At 43.5% G+C, this 15,928-nt stretch carries 19 protein-coding genes and 1 tRNA gene; 12 read left to right on the top strand and 8 right to left on the bottom strand.

Annotation, left to right across the window (positions count from 1 at the left end; genetic code table 11):
* Positions 1–83 precede the first annotated feature (83 nt).
* The 9 genes from RIF25_RS09245 to RIF25_RS09205 all read left to right on the top strand — a co-directional run bounded on the left by RIF25_RS09245 (position 84) and on the right by RIF25_RS09205 (position 9,552).
* Positions 84–3,248 carry a response regulator gene (locus RIF25_RS09245; RefSeq protein WP_322878257.1) on the top strand — a complete coding sequence of 1,055 codons (3,165 nt, stop codon included), beginning with the start codon at positions 84–86 and terminating at the stop codon, positions 3,246–3,248.
* A 7-nt stretch (positions 3,249–3,255) separates the two neighbouring features.
* Positions 3,256–3,328 (top strand) — tRNA-Arg (locus tag RIF25_RS09240).
* Between the two features lie 222 nt (positions 3,329–3,550).
* Complete coding sequence (locus RIF25_RS09235; RefSeq protein ID WP_322878256.1) at positions 3,551–4,516, top strand: tyrosine-type recombinase/integrase; 966 nt, start codon at positions 3,551–3,553, stop codon at positions 4,514–4,516.
* Between the two features lie 10 nt (positions 4,517–4,526).
* Positions 4,527–5,180, top strand: a complete 654-nt coding sequence (locus RIF25_RS09230; RefSeq protein ID WP_322878255.1) for a hypothetical protein — start codon at positions 4,527–4,529, stop codon at positions 5,178–5,180.
* Between the two features lie 111 nt (positions 5,181–5,291).
* Entirely contained in the window at positions 5,292–5,531 is a 240-nt protein-coding gene (locus tag RIF25_RS09225) for a helix-turn-helix transcriptional regulator (protein WP_322878254.1), read from the top strand.
* 505 nt (positions 5,532–6,036) lie between these two features.
* Positions 6,037–7,929 carry a DNA primase family protein gene (locus RIF25_RS09220; RefSeq protein WP_322878253.1) on the top strand — a complete coding sequence of 631 codons (1,893 nt, stop codon included), beginning with the start codon at positions 6,037–6,039 and terminating at the stop codon, positions 7,927–7,929.
* Between the two features lie 389 nt (positions 7,930–8,318).
* Positions 8,319–8,522 carry a hypothetical protein gene (locus RIF25_RS09215; RefSeq protein WP_322878252.1) on the top strand — a complete coding sequence of 68 codons (204 nt, stop codon included), beginning with the start codon at positions 8,319–8,321 and terminating at the stop codon, positions 8,520–8,522.
* Between the two features lie 103 nt (positions 8,523–8,625).
* On the top strand, positions 8,626–8,781 hold the full coding sequence (locus tag RIF25_RS09210) for a hypothetical protein (protein ID WP_322878251.1): 156 nt from the start codon (positions 8,626–8,628) through the stop codon (positions 8,779–8,781).
* A gap of 279 nt (positions 8,782–9,060) precedes the next feature.
* Complete coding sequence (locus RIF25_RS09205; protein WP_322878250.1) at positions 9,061–9,552, top strand: hypothetical protein; 492 nt, start codon at positions 9,061–9,063, stop codon at positions 9,550–9,552.
* An 80-nt stretch (positions 9,553–9,632) separates the two neighbouring features.
* Here RIF25_RS09205 and RIF25_RS09200 read toward each other — a convergent pair whose 3' ends face one another.
* From RIF25_RS09200 to RIF25_RS09185, 4 genes are all read right to left on the bottom strand, one after another.
* Positions 9,633–9,941 (bottom strand): HigA family addiction module antitoxin, encoded by a 309-nt coding sequence (locus RIF25_RS09200; protein ID WP_322878249.1) that lies wholly within the window; start codon positions 9,939–9,941, stop codon positions 9,633–9,635.
* On the bottom strand, positions 9,938–10,222 hold the full coding sequence (locus tag RIF25_RS09195) for a type II toxin-antitoxin system RelE/ParE family toxin (protein WP_322878248.1): 285 nt from the start codon (positions 10,220–10,222) through the stop codon (positions 9,938–9,940). The genes RIF25_RS09200 and RIF25_RS09195 overlap by 4 nt, the downstream gene beginning before the upstream one ends.
* 100 nt (positions 10,223–10,322) lie before the next feature.
* Positions 10,323–10,550, bottom strand: a complete 228-nt coding sequence (locus RIF25_RS09190) for a hypothetical protein (RefSeq protein WP_322878247.1) — start codon at positions 10,548–10,550, stop codon at positions 10,323–10,325.
* 62 nt (positions 10,551–10,612) lie between these two features.
* A complete protein-coding gene (locus RIF25_RS09185) occupies positions 10,613–11,116 on the bottom strand; it encodes a hypothetical protein (protein WP_322878246.1) in 504 nt (167 codons plus the stop codon).
* A 202-nt stretch (positions 11,117–11,318) separates the two neighbouring features.
* Between RIF25_RS09185 and RIF25_RS09180 the strand changes: the two genes are divergently transcribed.
* Genes RIF25_RS09180 through RIF25_RS09170 form a run of 3 tightly spaced genes read left to right on the top strand, consistent with a single transcriptional unit; the run spans position 11,319 to position 11,939 of the window.
* Positions 11,319–11,564, top strand: a complete 246-nt coding sequence (locus RIF25_RS09180; RefSeq protein ID WP_322878245.1) for a hypothetical protein — start codon at positions 11,319–11,321, stop codon at positions 11,562–11,564.
* Entirely contained in the window at positions 11,557–11,739 is a 183-nt protein-coding gene (locus RIF25_RS09175) for a DUF6888 family protein (protein WP_322878244.1), read from the top strand. The genes RIF25_RS09180 and RIF25_RS09175 overlap by 8 nt, the downstream gene beginning before the upstream one ends.
* Positions 11,736–11,939, top strand: a complete 204-nt coding sequence (locus RIF25_RS09170) for a DUF6887 family protein (RefSeq protein ID WP_322878243.1) — start codon at positions 11,736–11,738, stop codon at positions 11,937–11,939. Before RIF25_RS09175 ends, RIF25_RS09170 begins: the two co-directional genes overlap by 4 nt.
* Positions 11,940–12,227: 288 nt before the next feature.
* On the opposite strand, the gene RIF25_RS09165 is transcribed toward RIF25_RS09170, so the two are convergent.
* The 4 genes from RIF25_RS09165 to RIF25_RS09150 are packed head-to-tail and all read right to left on the bottom strand — an operon-like array spanning position 12,228 to position 15,908.
* The gene (locus RIF25_RS09165) at positions 12,228–12,455 is read right to left on the bottom strand and encodes a type II toxin-antitoxin system HicB family antitoxin (RefSeq protein WP_322878242.1); all 228 of its coding nucleotides are present in this window, start codon (positions 12,453–12,455) and stop codon (positions 12,228–12,230) included.
* Between the two features lie 50 nt (positions 12,456–12,505).
* A complete protein-coding gene (locus RIF25_RS09160) occupies positions 12,506–12,733 on the bottom strand; it encodes a hypothetical protein (protein ID WP_322878241.1) in 228 nt (75 codons plus the stop codon).
* Entirely contained in the window at positions 12,721–13,026 is a 306-nt protein-coding gene (locus RIF25_RS09155) for a hypothetical protein (protein WP_322878240.1), read from the bottom strand. The genes RIF25_RS09160 and RIF25_RS09155 overlap by 13 nt, the downstream gene beginning before the upstream one ends.
* Positions 13,026–15,908, bottom strand: a complete 2,883-nt coding sequence (locus RIF25_RS09150; RefSeq protein WP_322878239.1) for an Eco57I restriction-modification methylase domain-containing protein — start codon at positions 15,906–15,908, stop codon at positions 13,026–13,028. The genes RIF25_RS09155 and RIF25_RS09150 overlap by 1 nt, the downstream gene beginning before the upstream one ends.
* Positions 15,909–15,928 lie beyond the last annotated feature (20 nt).

Here is a 15,928-nt window from a genome sequence, read left to right as displayed (position 1 = left end):
AATTGATAAAGCCAATAGGTTAGGCTAAGAATAGTCTCCAGGTCAAGGCTATCATCGTCTCTAGGGTGGGTCAAACCCCAATCATGATCAATGATGCGCGTTTTTTAGGCCAGCGATTTCTCCTCATATTTGCTCCTCTGTCAGTCGTGATTGGCTTATTTCTGGGTTACATTTACACAAGTCAGAAAAATAATACTCGGTTGGATTACCAATTGCGGGAAGAGTCCAAAATTGAGCGGGGCATCAGTACCATTAGTAACACCTATGAACGAGTCATTTCCGATATTCGTACCCTTGGTTCTCAAAGTAGTGTTCAAACCATCTTGCAAAAGGGTATAACGGCCCCAGACTACTATTTAAGAGACATTAAAGACTACACCCAAAATAAGGGGCTTTACGATGCCTTGCATTTTCTTAATCCAGATGGTGTAGAAATTGCCCGCTTTGTCTTAAATTCCCAGCACCAGGCCCAACTGAGTCAACCTCAACTCGACAGACAACTGGCCACATCATTAGGCTTTGATTCCACAGACCTGAGAACATGGCAGCCTAAAGAAGTTCAAGCCAATTCCATAGAGTTAAAAACCGATTCAGGACGAATCCTCCAACCATACTATCCATTGATTCGTTTTGTTACGCCGATCTTTTCGCAAACCCGTCAATTTCAAGGCACCCTTGTGGTTGATTACACCGCCAATGATCTATTTAAGGACTTTAAACAAAACTGCATTAGCCCCCTAGGCCCTTGTCAATTATTGAATGCTGAAGGGGAGTGGATTCTTGGAGAACAGCCGGATGATCATTGGTCATTCATGTTTCCATCTTTAGAAAAACAATCCTTTGCCCAACGATATCCCCAAGTGTGGCAACTGCTCCAAACCCAATCATCTGGGCAGATTGAAACTGCTGATGGCCTGTTTACGTTTAAGCGAATTACCCCCCAAGGGACAAAGCAGACCAATCACAGCTATATTATTGTTTCCCGTATTTCAGATCAGGCTCTCTCGGCTTCGACTTCTCCCTTACGGCTGCAATTCATTGGATTATTTTGCCTCTTGGCCTTAGCAGTGGCTGGTGTTTCCGCCAAAATTAGTTGGGAACAGTTACGCCAATATCATCTGAATCAAACTTTAGAGGCAAGTGAGCGCACATTTCGCTATCTCAGTGATATGTTGCCGGTGGGTGTGTTCCAGGCCAATGCCGAAGGAATGAATACCTATGCCAACCAGAAAATGTTAGAAATTTATGGACTTTCCCAAACAGAATTGACCCGCGGGGATTGGGTGAACTTTACCCATCCCGATGATCGGGACGCAATGGTGAATTCTTGGTTTGATAGTGTTAAAAAGCAAACATCCTGGCAGCATCAGTTTCGCTTAGTTAGAGATGGGCAGGAGCGATGGATGATTGGGCGAGGGGTGCCAGTTTTTGCCAATGATCAACTGACGGGATATATCGGCAGCTACGAAGATGTTACTCAGGCTATGGAGCAGCAACAATATTTGGCCCAGGCCAAGGACGCAGCAGAACAGGCGAGTCGGGCTAAGAGTGACTTCCTCGCCACCATGAGTCATGAAATCCGCACCCCCATGAACGCGATTATTGGCTTAACTGGCTTGTTGTTAGACATGGAATTAACCGAACAGCAACATGAGTTTTTGAATACAATCCGGGCCAGTGGCGATGCCTTACTCAGCCTAATTAACGATATTTTAGACTTCTCCAAAATTGAGTCAGGACGACTAGAAATTGAATCCTATCCCTTTGACCTCCGGGCCTGTGCTGAGGAAGCTTTAGATTTGCTGGCCGGGCGGGCTAATGAACGGGGCTTGGAGTTGGCCTATCACATGGAACCTAATACCCCGGTCGCGGTGACGGGCGATATGGGGCGATTACGACAAATTTTAGTTAATCTGATTGGGAATGCTTTGAAATTTACGGCGGCAGGGGAAGTGGTACTTTATATCCAGGCCCATCCGCTCACTCCTGATCATCCCGATCCCACTCCAGAGGCAACAGAACATCCCCACTGCCCCATTCTCCAGCCCTATGTCTTTCAATTTGCGATTCGTGACACGGGGATTGGTATTTCTCCTCAGGGCGTGACCCGCCTATTTCAGCCCTTTAGTCAGGTGGATGCTTCAACAACGCGCTATTTTGGGGGGACTGGCCTGGGCTTGGCCATTTGTAAGCGTTTAGCAGAGGCGATGGGGGGGACAATTTGGCTGGAAAGTCGGGATGATAGTGGTAATCTGGCCCAAGCTGGACAACCCGCCTTAGCGTTTACCCCAATTCCCCCCTCTCAACTCACCAACACGGGATCAACTTTTTACTTTACGGTTACGATGCCCGTTAATCTCCAGGCCGGGGAACAAAACCCCTCCCACACAATTGCCTCTCTTCAAGGCCGGAAAGTCTTAATTGTGGATGATAACGCCACCAACCGCCAAATTCTAGAGTTACAAACGACATCCTGGCAAATGGAACCCCAAGCCTATCCGGATGCGCAATCGGCGTTGACGGCCCTAAAAGCGGGGGCTAGGTTTGATTTGGCAATTTTGGATCTCCATATGCCGCAAATGAATGGCCTGGAACTGGGACAAGCGATTCATGCTCTGGAGACCCATAAAAATCTCCCCTTAGTTATGCTTTCATCCGTTGGCCAGGGAAATGACCTCATTGCCAGTCAACATTTTGTCGCCGCCATTGCTAAACCCATCAAACAATCCGCCCTTTTCAATGTCCTATTACGCATCTTGAATGAGTCCCAGGCCAGCCAAACTCTCCAAAAACCCACAACCCTCTCCCCAGAAACTTCGATGGCTGATTTGGCCAAACATCTCCCCTCCTTGAAAATATTGCTGGCAGAAGATAATAAGGTGAATCAAATGGTTGCCTTGCGAATTTTAGAACGCTTAGGATATCGGGCAGATGTGGTGGCCAATGGTCTGGAAGTCCTCGCAGCACTCCAACGACAACCCTATGATGTGGTCTTGATGGATATGCAAATGCCAGAAATGGATGGAGTTACGGCCACTCAAGAAATCATCAGGGCCTGGCCCTCGCAAAATCGTCCCTCGATCATTGCCATGACGGCCAATGCCATGGAGGGGGATCGAGACATTTGTTTAGACGCGGGGATGGATGATTATCTCAGTAAGCCCATTAAAATTCCGGAATTAGTCCGAGCCTTGGGCCAATGTCAACCCAGAACAGCAACAAGAGCCGAAAAATTGGGCTATAATTAGAGCCCGTGGACATGTAGCTCAGTGGATAGAGCATCAGATTCCGGTTCTGAGGGTCGGGGGTTCAAATCCCTCCATGTTCGTAAGTTAAAAACCTTATGGGGTAAGCATTTCCGGGTTTGCCCCTTTTTAATATCTTAATAGGCTAGTCTCAATAACAGGACAAAATAAGACTCTTGTGGACAGTTTCGGACAAGTTTGGGTATCATTTGGGTATCAAGTCTTATTGAGAATTAACGAAGTGGCAAGGGTTTCAGGGTCTGCCAATCAATTTGGGTATCAGTGATAGTCCGACTGGTTGGGCTGTGGCAGAGAAAAAAGCCAGAGAAATTGAACTTGATATGCTCTCTGGAAATTTTGACCGTTCTCTTAAGAAATATAAACCAGAGTCTCTGGCAACAAAAAAGACTGATGTTTTATCACTGTGGGAACGATTTACCGTCTATAAGTTGAAAACAGGGAAAATCTCTCTGGCAACTCAAGACTCTACTTATAATCCAGTTCTCTCGACCCTGAGGCGGTACGGTAAATCACTTGTGACCGTGGATGATGGGCAGCATTTTTTGGCATGGCTAACAGGTCAGAATGGAGAATCTTACGCTAAAAAGCAATTAGTCCTCCTTAATGCGATGTTCAAGTGGGCAATTGGTCAAGATTTGGTTTCAGTCAATCCGGTAGAAGGATTGACTATCAAAGTACCGCCCCGGCAAGAATATGAGGCATTCACTAAGGAACAGGGGCAACTAATCTTAGAGGCGTTCAGCCGAAATCCATATTATCGGCATTATTATCCTTTTGTCTTGGCACTATTTAGCCTGGGTTGCCGACCGGGTGAACTAATTGCTTTGCAGTGGCGACATTTAACTGAGGATTTCTCCCAGGCCTGGATTGGATTTTCCTATAGCCGCAAAACATTAAAAGCTACCAAAACCAACAAATCCAGAACTCTACCCATTCCAGAAACCTTAAGGCAAGTTCTCTATTCTCTGAGTTTGGAAAGACATCCCTTGCCTGATGATCTGGTTTTTCCAAGCCCTGAAGGGAAATATATTGATCTTCACAATTTCAGGAATCGGGCCTGGAAAAAAATCATGGGTGAATTGGAACAAAAAGGGCATCCTTACCTGGCAAGGCACAGCTTTGTAAGCCACCTTTTGCATGAGGGCTATAACCCGATTACCGTAGCTCGTTTGAGTGGACATACAAAAGAAGTCATGTTCAAAAACTACGCTCATCAAATCGAAAAAGTGACTCTACCTAATTTCTATTGAGAGGTAAGAAATGTACGCTTGCTTAGACCCTTGGGTGGTTTTGCCATCTGAAGCAGATTACTGGCATAAGTGGCTTAGTCGATTATGGATGCCAGACAGAACTCCTTACTGGCAGACCGATATTGGTAGAGAAATTTTGACTTACCGCAGATATGTGATAGCCGAATTTATCAGAACGGAGATTGAGGGAATCATGAAAAGTTACCCACTCCCCAGGTGTCGAGAAAATAATGAATTTTCCCGTCCCATGGTTTTGGGTGAGTGTGAGCTTTGGTTGGCATTAAAAAAAGTTCTAGTCGAGATGCACTCTGAGGGGTATTTACCGAAAATTGATGGACTTAAGTCCGAATCCGAGCGAGTACCAGCCTGGATGTCATATCTAGTCCTAGAGCATCAATTAGTCATGTTCTTAGTGGTTAACACGAATGAAACTGCTACACGAGTAATGAAACACCAGCAAAATATCAACCGATCATTAATTGCGATTCAATCAGTACCATTTTCCGCCTGTTGCACCAAAATTTTTATTACTCAATCCCAGTCACTCGCTAACCTAAACTACAACTTTCAAAAAAAATATAACGATATGGTGAGAGCAAGAATGGCCTTGACTCAGATTCTCGTCAAATCAAAAGCAACACTCACGAAAATTACGCCTAAATAGTTACAGATAGCGTAAAACCCTGACAGAGAGGCTTTCAGGATTTTTATCTTTAAGTTTCTAAGGAAATTTCAGACCTAATCTGGAAGAGTCGAACTTAAAGGGACTTTTCAGGTGACAGATTTCTTAAGCGAGTCGGAACTAGCCGAAAGGTTAGTCGTTTGTCCCAAAACCGTTTACCGAATCACGAAAAAGAGCTTAATTCCGGGTGTCCACTACGTCCGAATTGGGAACCGTAAACGCTACGACTGGGAGGCAATTAGGCACTTTCTAGCCTCTGAATCTTCCGGGAACTTAGCAGCGCACAATCGCTTTTGCCAAGGTCGATTAAAGCAGCTTGAAAAAGTGAAGTAACCCCAAAAAAAGCCCCTCAGATTACCGTCTGGGAGGCTTTTCCTTGTGGGTTAGATTAAAAAAATTCTTGTCTTTATTCTACCCTACAAGGTTTTTCTCTATCCCTGTAATTTCAGAGAGAAAAATCATGACCTTTGATATTCGTGACCATCAGGATAAATTAGTTTCTGATGGCGGCTACGAGTCTAAAACTGAACTCAGCTTCCTTTGCCCTTTGTGCGATTCTCCCAATTTCAAGGTTTGCCAGAAAACAGGCAAGTACTAAACTTTTGGCTGTGGCTGTGCTGGCACTGAGGCAGGAAAAAAAGCAATTCGAGATAAAATCGCACCGTTGCAAAGGGAAAAGCCTAACCGACCCCAACAGAATAGAAATTGGATTTATTGCGACTCTCAAGGATTACCCACTATTCAAGTCTTTCGGCAAGATTTTGGAGACGGTAAACGGAAATTTTGGCAGAAGTCCTTAATTGAGGGGCAAAAGACAGAAGAATTAAATAGCCTTGTAATGCCGTTCAATTTTTACCAGGCCACGCAAGCTCAAGCTAAAGGGGAGTTCGTTTTCTGGGTAGAGGGTGAACCTGTAGCTGATTCCTTAAAAGAATCAGGACTTGTGGCAATCACGACTTTGGGCGGCAGTAGCGGCTATAAAAGCGAGCAGTATCGGAACCTTTTAGACCCTGGACTTTTAGTTATTTGCCCTGACAGGGATAAATGCGGACTGAAATACGCTGAGGCGGTTGCTGCCGATTATCCGGGTTCTCTCTGGCTTTACGCTTTTCCTGATTCCCCCCTGTGGCAACGGTTGCCTAAAGACGGTGGGCTAGACCTATTTGATTGGATTCGGGAGTTAAAAACTAAAGGACTCAGCAATCAAGAGATTGAGGATTGCTTAAGGGATTCGATTGAGGAATGGCGTGAGTTCACTTCAGAAAATCAGACCGAAGTTTTAACCCAAACCGCAAAATCAGAAGTCTGGAGTCAGAGTGGGTTAGCGGCGGAATTCGTGAGTCAGTTTTCTAATAAGTTTCGCTATTGCCTGGAAACTGAAAACTGGTACGTTTACGATTCTGGAGTTTGGAAAATCTGCAAAACACGGGTGATTGAACGGGCGTTAATTCGCCTGATTAAGTCCACTACTAACCAGACTTTCAAGACCGACTTAATTCGTGGGGCAGCTTACCTTGCTCAAGTCGAATTGTTGGAACGGGCCTGGTTAACCGACCGGAAATATCTACCCTTGGTCAATAGTGTGCTGAATCTGGAAACCAGGAAATTAGAGCCACATTCCCCAGACTTCGATTTACGTTGGCAACTGCCTTACGATTTTCTCCCCCAGGCCCAGTGTCCCAAAATTATTGCTTGGCTGACTCAAACTGTAGGCGGTGATTTAGCTCTAGTAGAGATTTTACGGGCGTATCTAAATGCGATTTTATTGGGGAGAACTGACCTTCAGAAATACCTGGAGTTAATCGGGCCTGGGGGAACGGGAAAAAGCACCTATATCCGGTTTGCCCAGGCCCTAGTCGGGCTAATCAATTCCTTCACCACAGAGTTAAAACGCCTAGAAACTAACCGATTCGAGACGGCGGGCCTGGTAGATAAGCGATTAGCGGTAATCACTGACAGCGAACACTATGGCGGTACGGTTTCAGTTCTCAAGGCAATCACGGGGCAAGATTCGATTCCAATCGAGCGAAAGTATCAAAACGTAGGCGATTCCTATACGCCTGAGTGCCTGGTAATTGTGGCAGCTAACGAGACAATTCAAAGCGGTGATTACACTTCAGGACTGGCACGGCGGCGGCTTACAGTGCCGTTTCTTAACCGTGTGCCAAGCGATAAGCAAAAGACGTTAATCAGTTTCGTAAAAGGCAAGGTAACGGGTGATTTTGCCTCAGAATTGCCTGGGTTGCTCAATTGGGTATTGGAACTCTCAGATGAAGAAGTGGCTACCCTGATTCGGGCGGCGGATACCGATTCTGAAGTCTTGCGGAAATACAAGGCTGATACCTTGATTAACTCAAATCCGATTGCGGCCTGGGTAGATGAGTGCCTGATTTTTGACCCAATCGAAAAAACTTACGTTGGCTTGGGCAAGAAAAGCCGTCAGAGCTTTGGGGACAAGGATAGTCGCTACGTTTACCAAGATTTTTACGAATTTTGGGAGTCAAAGATTTATCCAAACTATTGCCAGCATTGCCTGGATTCGGGCGTGAAAATCTTGGGGATTAAGCGATTTGTGCCACTTTTGAAGGATTTGCTGGAAAACCAGTTAGGCTGGCAAGTTTCACACGCCAAGGATATGGAGGGGCATTATTTCTTAGGGGTACGGATTCGCAAGCCAAAAGATTCTATTCCCAGGCCTATTTCCGAGACTCTAGTGTGTGCCAATTTTTAGGGTAAAGCAATCCCGTAGCTTTTTGGAGTTTATCAAAAATAGGGTATTTGCTGTCATAAATCCTATTTGCTGTCATAGCCATCAGAGAATAATCATTTTTATTTCCAGACCATGACAGCAAATCAAAAACATGACAGCAAAACCACCAAAATCGAACAACTTCTAAAAGCTACGGGACTATCTACACGAAGTAACTGTCACATACCTAATTGAGAGAACAATGGAGTTATTGAGAATGGTTGAAATTGGATTGATTGCTGTGGAGGGTCAGTAAAACCCAGTAAAAAAAGAAACCAGGCGGCGGGCCTGGTAGGGATTGAATTGAGAGATTAACCTTTTGATTTTACCGTTGCTATATTTTAAGTAACCTGTTGATTGAGAGAAAACAAATGAATATCACGGTACGAGGCAAAAAACAGATTGCTGATTTGCGGTTACGGATTCTTACAGTATTGGAACGCTCAAGCCTAACCGAGAAAGAACGCAAAACCCTAACCAATTTCCTAGACTGTGTGGAGCAAGTTATCAAGATTAACGGCAAATCACTTCGATTCTGGGGTGAACCGCTTTGTAATTTGTTGTTTGATGCCTAAAAGCAAAATCTACCATGCAATCGGGCCTGGAAGATTTTCAGCATTGGAAGCTAACCCGATTCTAACGCTAGAATCAGATTGTCAATAATTGGAAGCAAATCAAATGGCTTTGTCTGATCGTGAACCTACAGAAAACGAATTACAATCTATTCAAGACTTACCAGAACAAGAGAAAAATCGCAAAACCGAACTGTTAAAAGGCAACGCCACACCTATCAATTCTGATGAGAGAGGCTGGCTATTTCGGCACTGCGAATAGTACAGATTAAGCCCCGTTTTTTACGAATTGACCAGGCCCCAAACGGAATATATTCAAGTCTCAGGCGACCCGTCAGCCCGTAGAAACTTGTTGAGTAAGTCCGAAATTGACGCTCTATACGACCTTCCACCAAGTGAGCGTATAGCAGCTTATCGAGTGGTCACAGGGCAGCATCCAGGTAGTGACGGATTCCTGAAAAATTGGTCAATGCGGCATCAAATCCCGATGTCTGAATTAAATTTTTCAGAACCTCAGAAAAAATAAGAGAATTAACTGAAGATGGCATCTTGGGAACGTCTAGAACATGAACCACAAAAGGCTTACGGTTATTTCATGGCATACCGTAGCCTGGGGTTAGGGCGTTCCCTAACGGGGTTACTTCAGGCCATCCGAGATAATACCGTTCTGCTACCAGAAAAAAATCTTTCAACTCTCAAGAGATACTTTGCCCAATTTGATTGGCAAAGTAGAGCAAAAGCCTGGGATGATTTCCAGGCAGAATTAAGACTTGAAATTGAAATTATTGAAAGCGCACGACACCACAGAGAGCAAAGTTCACAATTCCGAGACACGTTCAATCACCTGGGCAAAAAACAAGTTGCCTTGGGAAATAAAATGCTTTCTGAGAGTGAGCGATTATTGCCTATTTCCCCATCAGAAAGCTGTGCCCTAGCCAAAGCTGCCACTACCTTAATCGGAATGCCTGGGGCTGATGCCTGGGCAAAATCATTGGCAATAGACAAATTATTGGAAGAATACGGCATAGATTAAGCCGATAGGGTAAGATTCTCCCCAATCAGAAAACAACCCGGTTCTAGGCGATTCTGAGGGGTGTATGGGATTTCCCATAGTTAGGCGGCATTATCGAATTGAGCCATAGGAATCTTTTCATAGTCCCGTGCATGGGCTTTAGTGGCTTTTGTCAGGTCAAAATGTGCCTGGAGATTTAGCCAAAATTCGGGTGTTGTCCCAAAGTAACGGGATAGGCGTAAAGCCGTATCTGCGCTAATAGAGCGTTTTCCTTGAATAATTTCACTGATACGGGTCTGGGAGACCTGTATATCTTTGCTTAACTTGTAAGCCGTGATTTCCAGGGGTTCTAAAAATTCCAGCTTTAGAATTTCTCCGGGATGGATTATATTTGGAGCTTTATTATTCATTTGTGATAATCCACAATCTCAACTTGATCGGCGTTGCCTTCTGTCCAGTTAAAACAGACCCTCCATTGACTATTAATGCGAATACTATACTGACCCTCTCGATCGCCTACCAGTTTCTCTAACCGATTCCCTGGCGGGATTTTGAGGTCTTGAATTTTATTAGCAGCATGAACCATCAACAGCTTTCGCTGTGCGGTTGCATGAATGTCTGGGGGGAAGTATCGAGACTTCAAGCCCTCAAAGACTTTTTTAGTCTCGTTACACTTAAAACTCCGAATCACACCTAAATACTATCGCACTCCGTTAGTAGTGTCAATTTTGGCAAAGCCCCTCCTAGAATCGCCTAGAAGGGGCATTAAATCGAGATTAGAAGAGATTGACTTATCCCCTGCGAATCAGTGCATCACGAATGAACCCAGACTTATCCAAGCAATCTTTGAGAATAGATTGCATCCCCCACAGAACATCCTCATCTAGTTCCTCACACCCGGCATGATGAGCAATCAAGATATTGTGCAGGATTTGGATTTGTCCGGTTAGGTCAATGCTCAAAGATTCCGCCTCATCCAATGTTTTCTCGGTTGCTGTTTTCTCAAGAGTTGCGTTCATAAAATAATCCTCAAAGTAAGTGAACAAAAGAACCTGGTTAGTCACTCCCCAGTCCTGGTTAATTAATCAATAGACCGACCGTTAACAACCGTGGGGCGTGGTCGGCTGATCATCGGCAATTCGGGACTATGCTTAAATTCTTGAACCCGTGCCTTAAGATTGGGATATTCTTTCTGAGCTTGGATAAATAAGGTGGTTGCCACTGCCCTAAACCCTTCCTCAGAGTCAATTAACCCAGCCATCGCATTACTGGCAGTCAGAAAACAGTCCCGATATAGGGTAGCCTGTTCATCCAGATAGGTTTGTAGAGCATTGGGGCAAGATACCTTAATCTCGGTTTTAGTCGGTGCTGTAGGCGATTCTACAAGGCTATATTTACCACCGCTATTCAATCCAAGGGTTACGGATTGACCTTTAACCAAGTTGAATAATGGGGCATGATCAGCTGGCCCCCATACCGTCACCTCATCTCCATCAGTCAGGATAAAAACAGCGTTGCTCTTTTCTCCGTAGCGGGTGTTAACGTTGCGGGACTGGAATTTTACGGTTGCTTGAATCAGTCTCATAATGAAATTACCTGTAAAGGGTGATGGGAAGGTCTACTTTGGTCGGTTGTCCTTCCCTCTACAATTTCTAATCTATCGCTTATAAGCGTCTATATCAAGGTCTGTGGCATAAGAATACTTGGCTTATAAGCGTAACTATGATAGGACTGGCTTATATGCGATTCTGTACGCTTATAATGAAGCTGTTCCAGTGTGTTTAGCTATGGCAAAAAATAGAAACCCTTTGTATCCTGAGCAACCAAGGGCAAATGGGCGTTTTATCCCAAAAGATAAACCCACTGCACAGCCGGTATGTGTCGCTTTAACCTATGACATTGATGAGCTAGTCAGGAAGTTACCTAATCGTTCTGAATGGCTGCGGCGGGTTATTACAGAGGCGGCAGAGCGTGAGTTAATGTGTCAGTCTCCAGATGAACCGACCGATGGACAGGGTTCTAGTAATGGTTGAACCGACTCCCTTGCAGTTATTGAGTCTTTATCGTCAGAGCCACTGGATTACTAATGTTGCTTTTCAGCCGATCCATATTGTCAGACTTGATGAGAGAACTGGAAATTTATTCATCCTGGCAGGAGTAGAAGAGTCTATCGAATTACAAATTAAGCCCAATGGAGAATTGTTATGAGTCAAGTTAATTTTGCGGCAATGACACTAGATGAGGTCAAGGCTTATTTTCTTAGCCACAGAGACGACAAGGCAGCTTTCCATGCCTACATGGATAAGCTAAATGAGTCTGGACGGGCAATCTTGATTGACCCAGCCGATCCACTCTCTGAACAAAATGCTATTACTCAAATGCAGCAGCGTTTAAGCCAAACGACTTAAGACAATCTCCAATGATTTTAGGTTTTCTCGCCAAGGTAGCCTGGTTTAACAAAGCCTAAATCCTCTTGAGGAATGGGTATCATTCGCTATTGAGAATGCCAAAGGTATTGTTGGTAATAGGGTTGAAGATACCCGACTTTCACCTTCCGGTTCTGAGGGTCGGGGGTTCGAATCCCTCCATATTCGTAGCTCCTTCATCACCAGGCTAAAGTGGGCATCACTCCAGGCCTTGTCTATAGCGTTACTCATTTAGGGTAAGACGGGGATAAGTCGGAAAATGCTTAATGGTCAGTCTTTTAACATTTCTCCTTGACATTCCCAGGCCGTTTCAATCCAGGCCAGTTTAGCTTCTTGGATATTGGCAACAGCTTCTTCGAGATTATCGCCTTGGGAAATGCACCCAGGTAAATCTGCCAATATAACGGTATAGCCACCTTGGGGGTCGGGATAAAGAGTAATTGGATAGCTCAGGTTTAGGTAATCTTGCAAGGTTTCCGGTTTAATCTGCGCTTTCATTGTCCCAGGCCCCGAAGTGAAGTAGTTTTAAATTTTATTGGATCAGGTGATTATAAAACTTCTGCAACTTGCCCTATCTCAAGACTAATTGCATCAAGACGATTATCGCTAGGATGATAGGACAAAAGCTCCAGGCCAATGGGTTCACCTGTTGTATCATCTTTAATTAAAATTACGCCATCTCCCAACTCAGTAGCAATTTGATTTTTGCGGGGAGGTTGCCAGAAGACAGTAAGTAATTCCATTTCTGGCTCATAATAAATTTTCACTTGTGCCATAGGGTTTCTCCTTCTTTAATTGCATCAGTTTGATAAGCAGTAATCAGAAATCCATCTCCATTTATGCGGCGAGCTACAGCAACAACCCAACGTCTTTCTTTAAGGCAAAGATAAAATAAAAGAACATTAGGATCACGGCTACTTTGGCGAATTTCATCAGGATTTGATAGGGTTTGCTGAATCTCTAGCTCTAAGTCGGCAATGTCAGGATGCTTAACAATTAGTTTTTTCCAGTATTCTTCAGATGTACGAACAGTAAAGCTAAGAGGAGTGAAGATTTCAAATTTACTCATTACTCATCACCCCCGGAGTCTCGGCCCATGCGGTATTTGATGTCGTAGTTGATGATGAAGTCGAGTTCTTCGTCTGTAAAGCCATAGTGTTGGGCAAGGACACGATCAATTTCATCAATAATTGACTTTGATAATCGTGGATAATATTCTTCATACTCAACAATGCCAGTCGTCTTGTATCTGATACTTCGCCTAATGCTATGCTTCTGAAAATCTTGCATCAATCTATAAACCACTGAACTTAATTGATGACCAGAATTCTGAACTAAATCTTTCAAATTGCAAGGAAAATCTAGAATAATTTCACGACCACAATGATAAACATCCGAATAAAAAGAAAACCAAATATAAAAAGTATTGCTATTTAAGATGGCTACTAAAGCATCTCTATAGGTTTCTGACTCTACTGAAAAGGTTTTATAGTCTTCTGATTTCTTGATGCCATCACGTTCATTACTAAAAAATGGAATAAAATCAAATGCTTTTACAAAATGAGCAACTATTCGATGAGAGTACACAGTGTATGAATTTTCTTTAATAATTATATTCCTAACTCTTTTTTTCTGCGTCAAGCATTTATTTAGAATTGATGAATAAGTTTTTCCTGTGATTTTAGGTATTAAGCCATTTTGAACAAAATGACCGAGGACTTCGTTGTATTCAATCAGAGGAAATAATTCTTCTCTAGCATCAGACAACCACTTATAAAAATGTGTTGAATATATTTTTGATTTACTTGATTGTAGCTGAATCAAAATTGATAGACGAAACTTTACACCTTCAAATAAGACTGATGGATGAGCATCACCGGAGTAATTACTAATATATGAAATAAATTTATTGGCGATCCAAATATTTCTAAATTCCTGCATTCTTTCTGTAGATATGCAACTCATTGGAACAATCATGCCAAAAGCAGAATTTTTATGTATTATCTTGTAGGATTTTTCGCATATGACTGTATAAATATTTCCACAAGACTCTGTTAGATAATGCTTTGCTCTAACTTTATAGCTATTTATCTTTGACCATTCCACATATGGCGGATTGCCAATAATCACATCAAAACCACCTTGATTGATAATTCGATAAAACTCTACAAACCAATGAAACGGTTGATGACTAACTTGCCAGGACTGAAACCTTTTACTATTTTTTGATAACCCCTTCTCGTACTCTTCCGCCAAATAACGATCTAACTCCTCTCTTAAATCCGTCAACGCTTTTTTGAGTATGGCCTTAGATTCCGAAATTTCTGCACTATCAATATGTTCTTGAACCTGCAACGACTTAAACCGCTTAAACTCCATATCAACGGCAACAGCATTATTCACAACCCGATTCATCACCCCATCATCAAAAATTAACCGCCCCTGGCCAGTTTGCGTATCCATCGCCATTGCTTTGCAGACTTCATCCAAAGATGTAAAACCCACCAACGTATTTCCACTCCGAATATTGAAATCAATATCAGGCAAAGGCTCCAGGCCAAAGTTTTCCTTCTTCGGTTGGGGTTCAATTTGCGAAACCAGCTTCAAAAAGAGCCGCAGCTTACAAATTTCAGTCGCTTCCTCCATGATGTCCACACCATAGAGATTGTTGAGCATGATCGATTTCAGGACAAAATAGCGGGGGTTGGGATGCTTGCCCATTTCAGATAGCACTTGCCGAAAATAGTCATACCGGGGTTTTGCTTCTGGCTCTTGGGATAACCGAAAATCATCCTCATCCACAAATCCCTGCATTCGTTCCAAACAACCCGAATACAGAGGCTCCAAAATATTCAAAGCTGCAAACAAAAACGCCCCTGAACCACAGGTCGGATCCAAGATCGAAACTTGCTCTATGGCTTGATATACCGCCTTGAGTAAATCTGAACTTTCACAACTGGTAATCACATCCTGGGCAAACTGGCGAATATTTAGGTTGTAAGTAATCAGGTCATTGATCTGCGTGATGTCCCCAGCCGCTAACTTTTGGCGAATTTCTAAACATCGCTTGCGCCGAGCCACATATTCCCGCCAAGTTTCCGTGGGCAATGCAAACCCCTCAGCAGCAGGCTTATTCCACCCTCCCCGTTGCGAAACATCCTCAATCCCCGCCGCTATCTCCGCTGGTAATTCTAAATCAACACCATGCAGCACAGCCGGATAGAGATACCGATCCGGATTTTCCGACAGTAAAGCCCAGATGACCCCCGATGATTGAAAGGCAATCTGACAGTCTTTTTCAGCCGCATTAAACAGGAAAGGAATAATCGTATTTTTGCTAATGTATTCGGTGATGTCCTCCTTGGTGTAGTAAGCTCCCATTTGCTTTTGGTTGACAAACTTTTCAAAGATATAGCCCAATACATCGGGATTGATTTCGTTTTGGTTGCGTAAGGGCCGATCATCTAAATGCCAGTCATATTCATCAAAAAAGCTAAAAATTCTTTCAAAGGCAGCATCAGGAATTTGTAAAGTAATATCATATTTCTCTTCGAGTTGATGGACTTCAAATAATCCACCATTGAGATAGGGAATCTTACCTAAAAGCCGAGTAATTTCAGGAGGTCGTTGAGATTGCCCTAACCCCTGATGGAATAATTTTAATAAAAACTGCCGATAAAATGAATGAAATGTATCCGTTCCCCACTCCTGCTGGCAATGCTGTAAGCGATTTTTGAGATAGTTAATATCTCCATCCAAAAAACCTTTCTTCTGGATGAAATAGACAAACATGAGTCGGTTCAGCATCAGTGAGGCATACCAGGCCCGGTCAAAGTCTGACTCAATCCCCTCAATAAACTTGAGAAACTGCTTGTGTTCCTGCTCAAATCGTTTGAAAAATTGCTTCGTTACCTTTTCAACATCAAAGGCTTTCTTAACCCGTTGGGCCACATCTACTAGGGTCAGTTTTT

The sequence above is a fragment of the Pseudocalidococcus azoricus BACA0444 genome, assembly GCF_031729055.1.
Taxonomy (GTDB): domain Bacteria; phylum Cyanobacteriota; class Cyanobacteriia; order Thermosynechococcales; family Thermosynechococcaceae; genus Pseudocalidococcus; species Pseudocalidococcus azoricus.
Note: the sequence above shows the minus strand (reverse complement) of the source record. Positions and strands in the feature narration are given on the sequence as shown.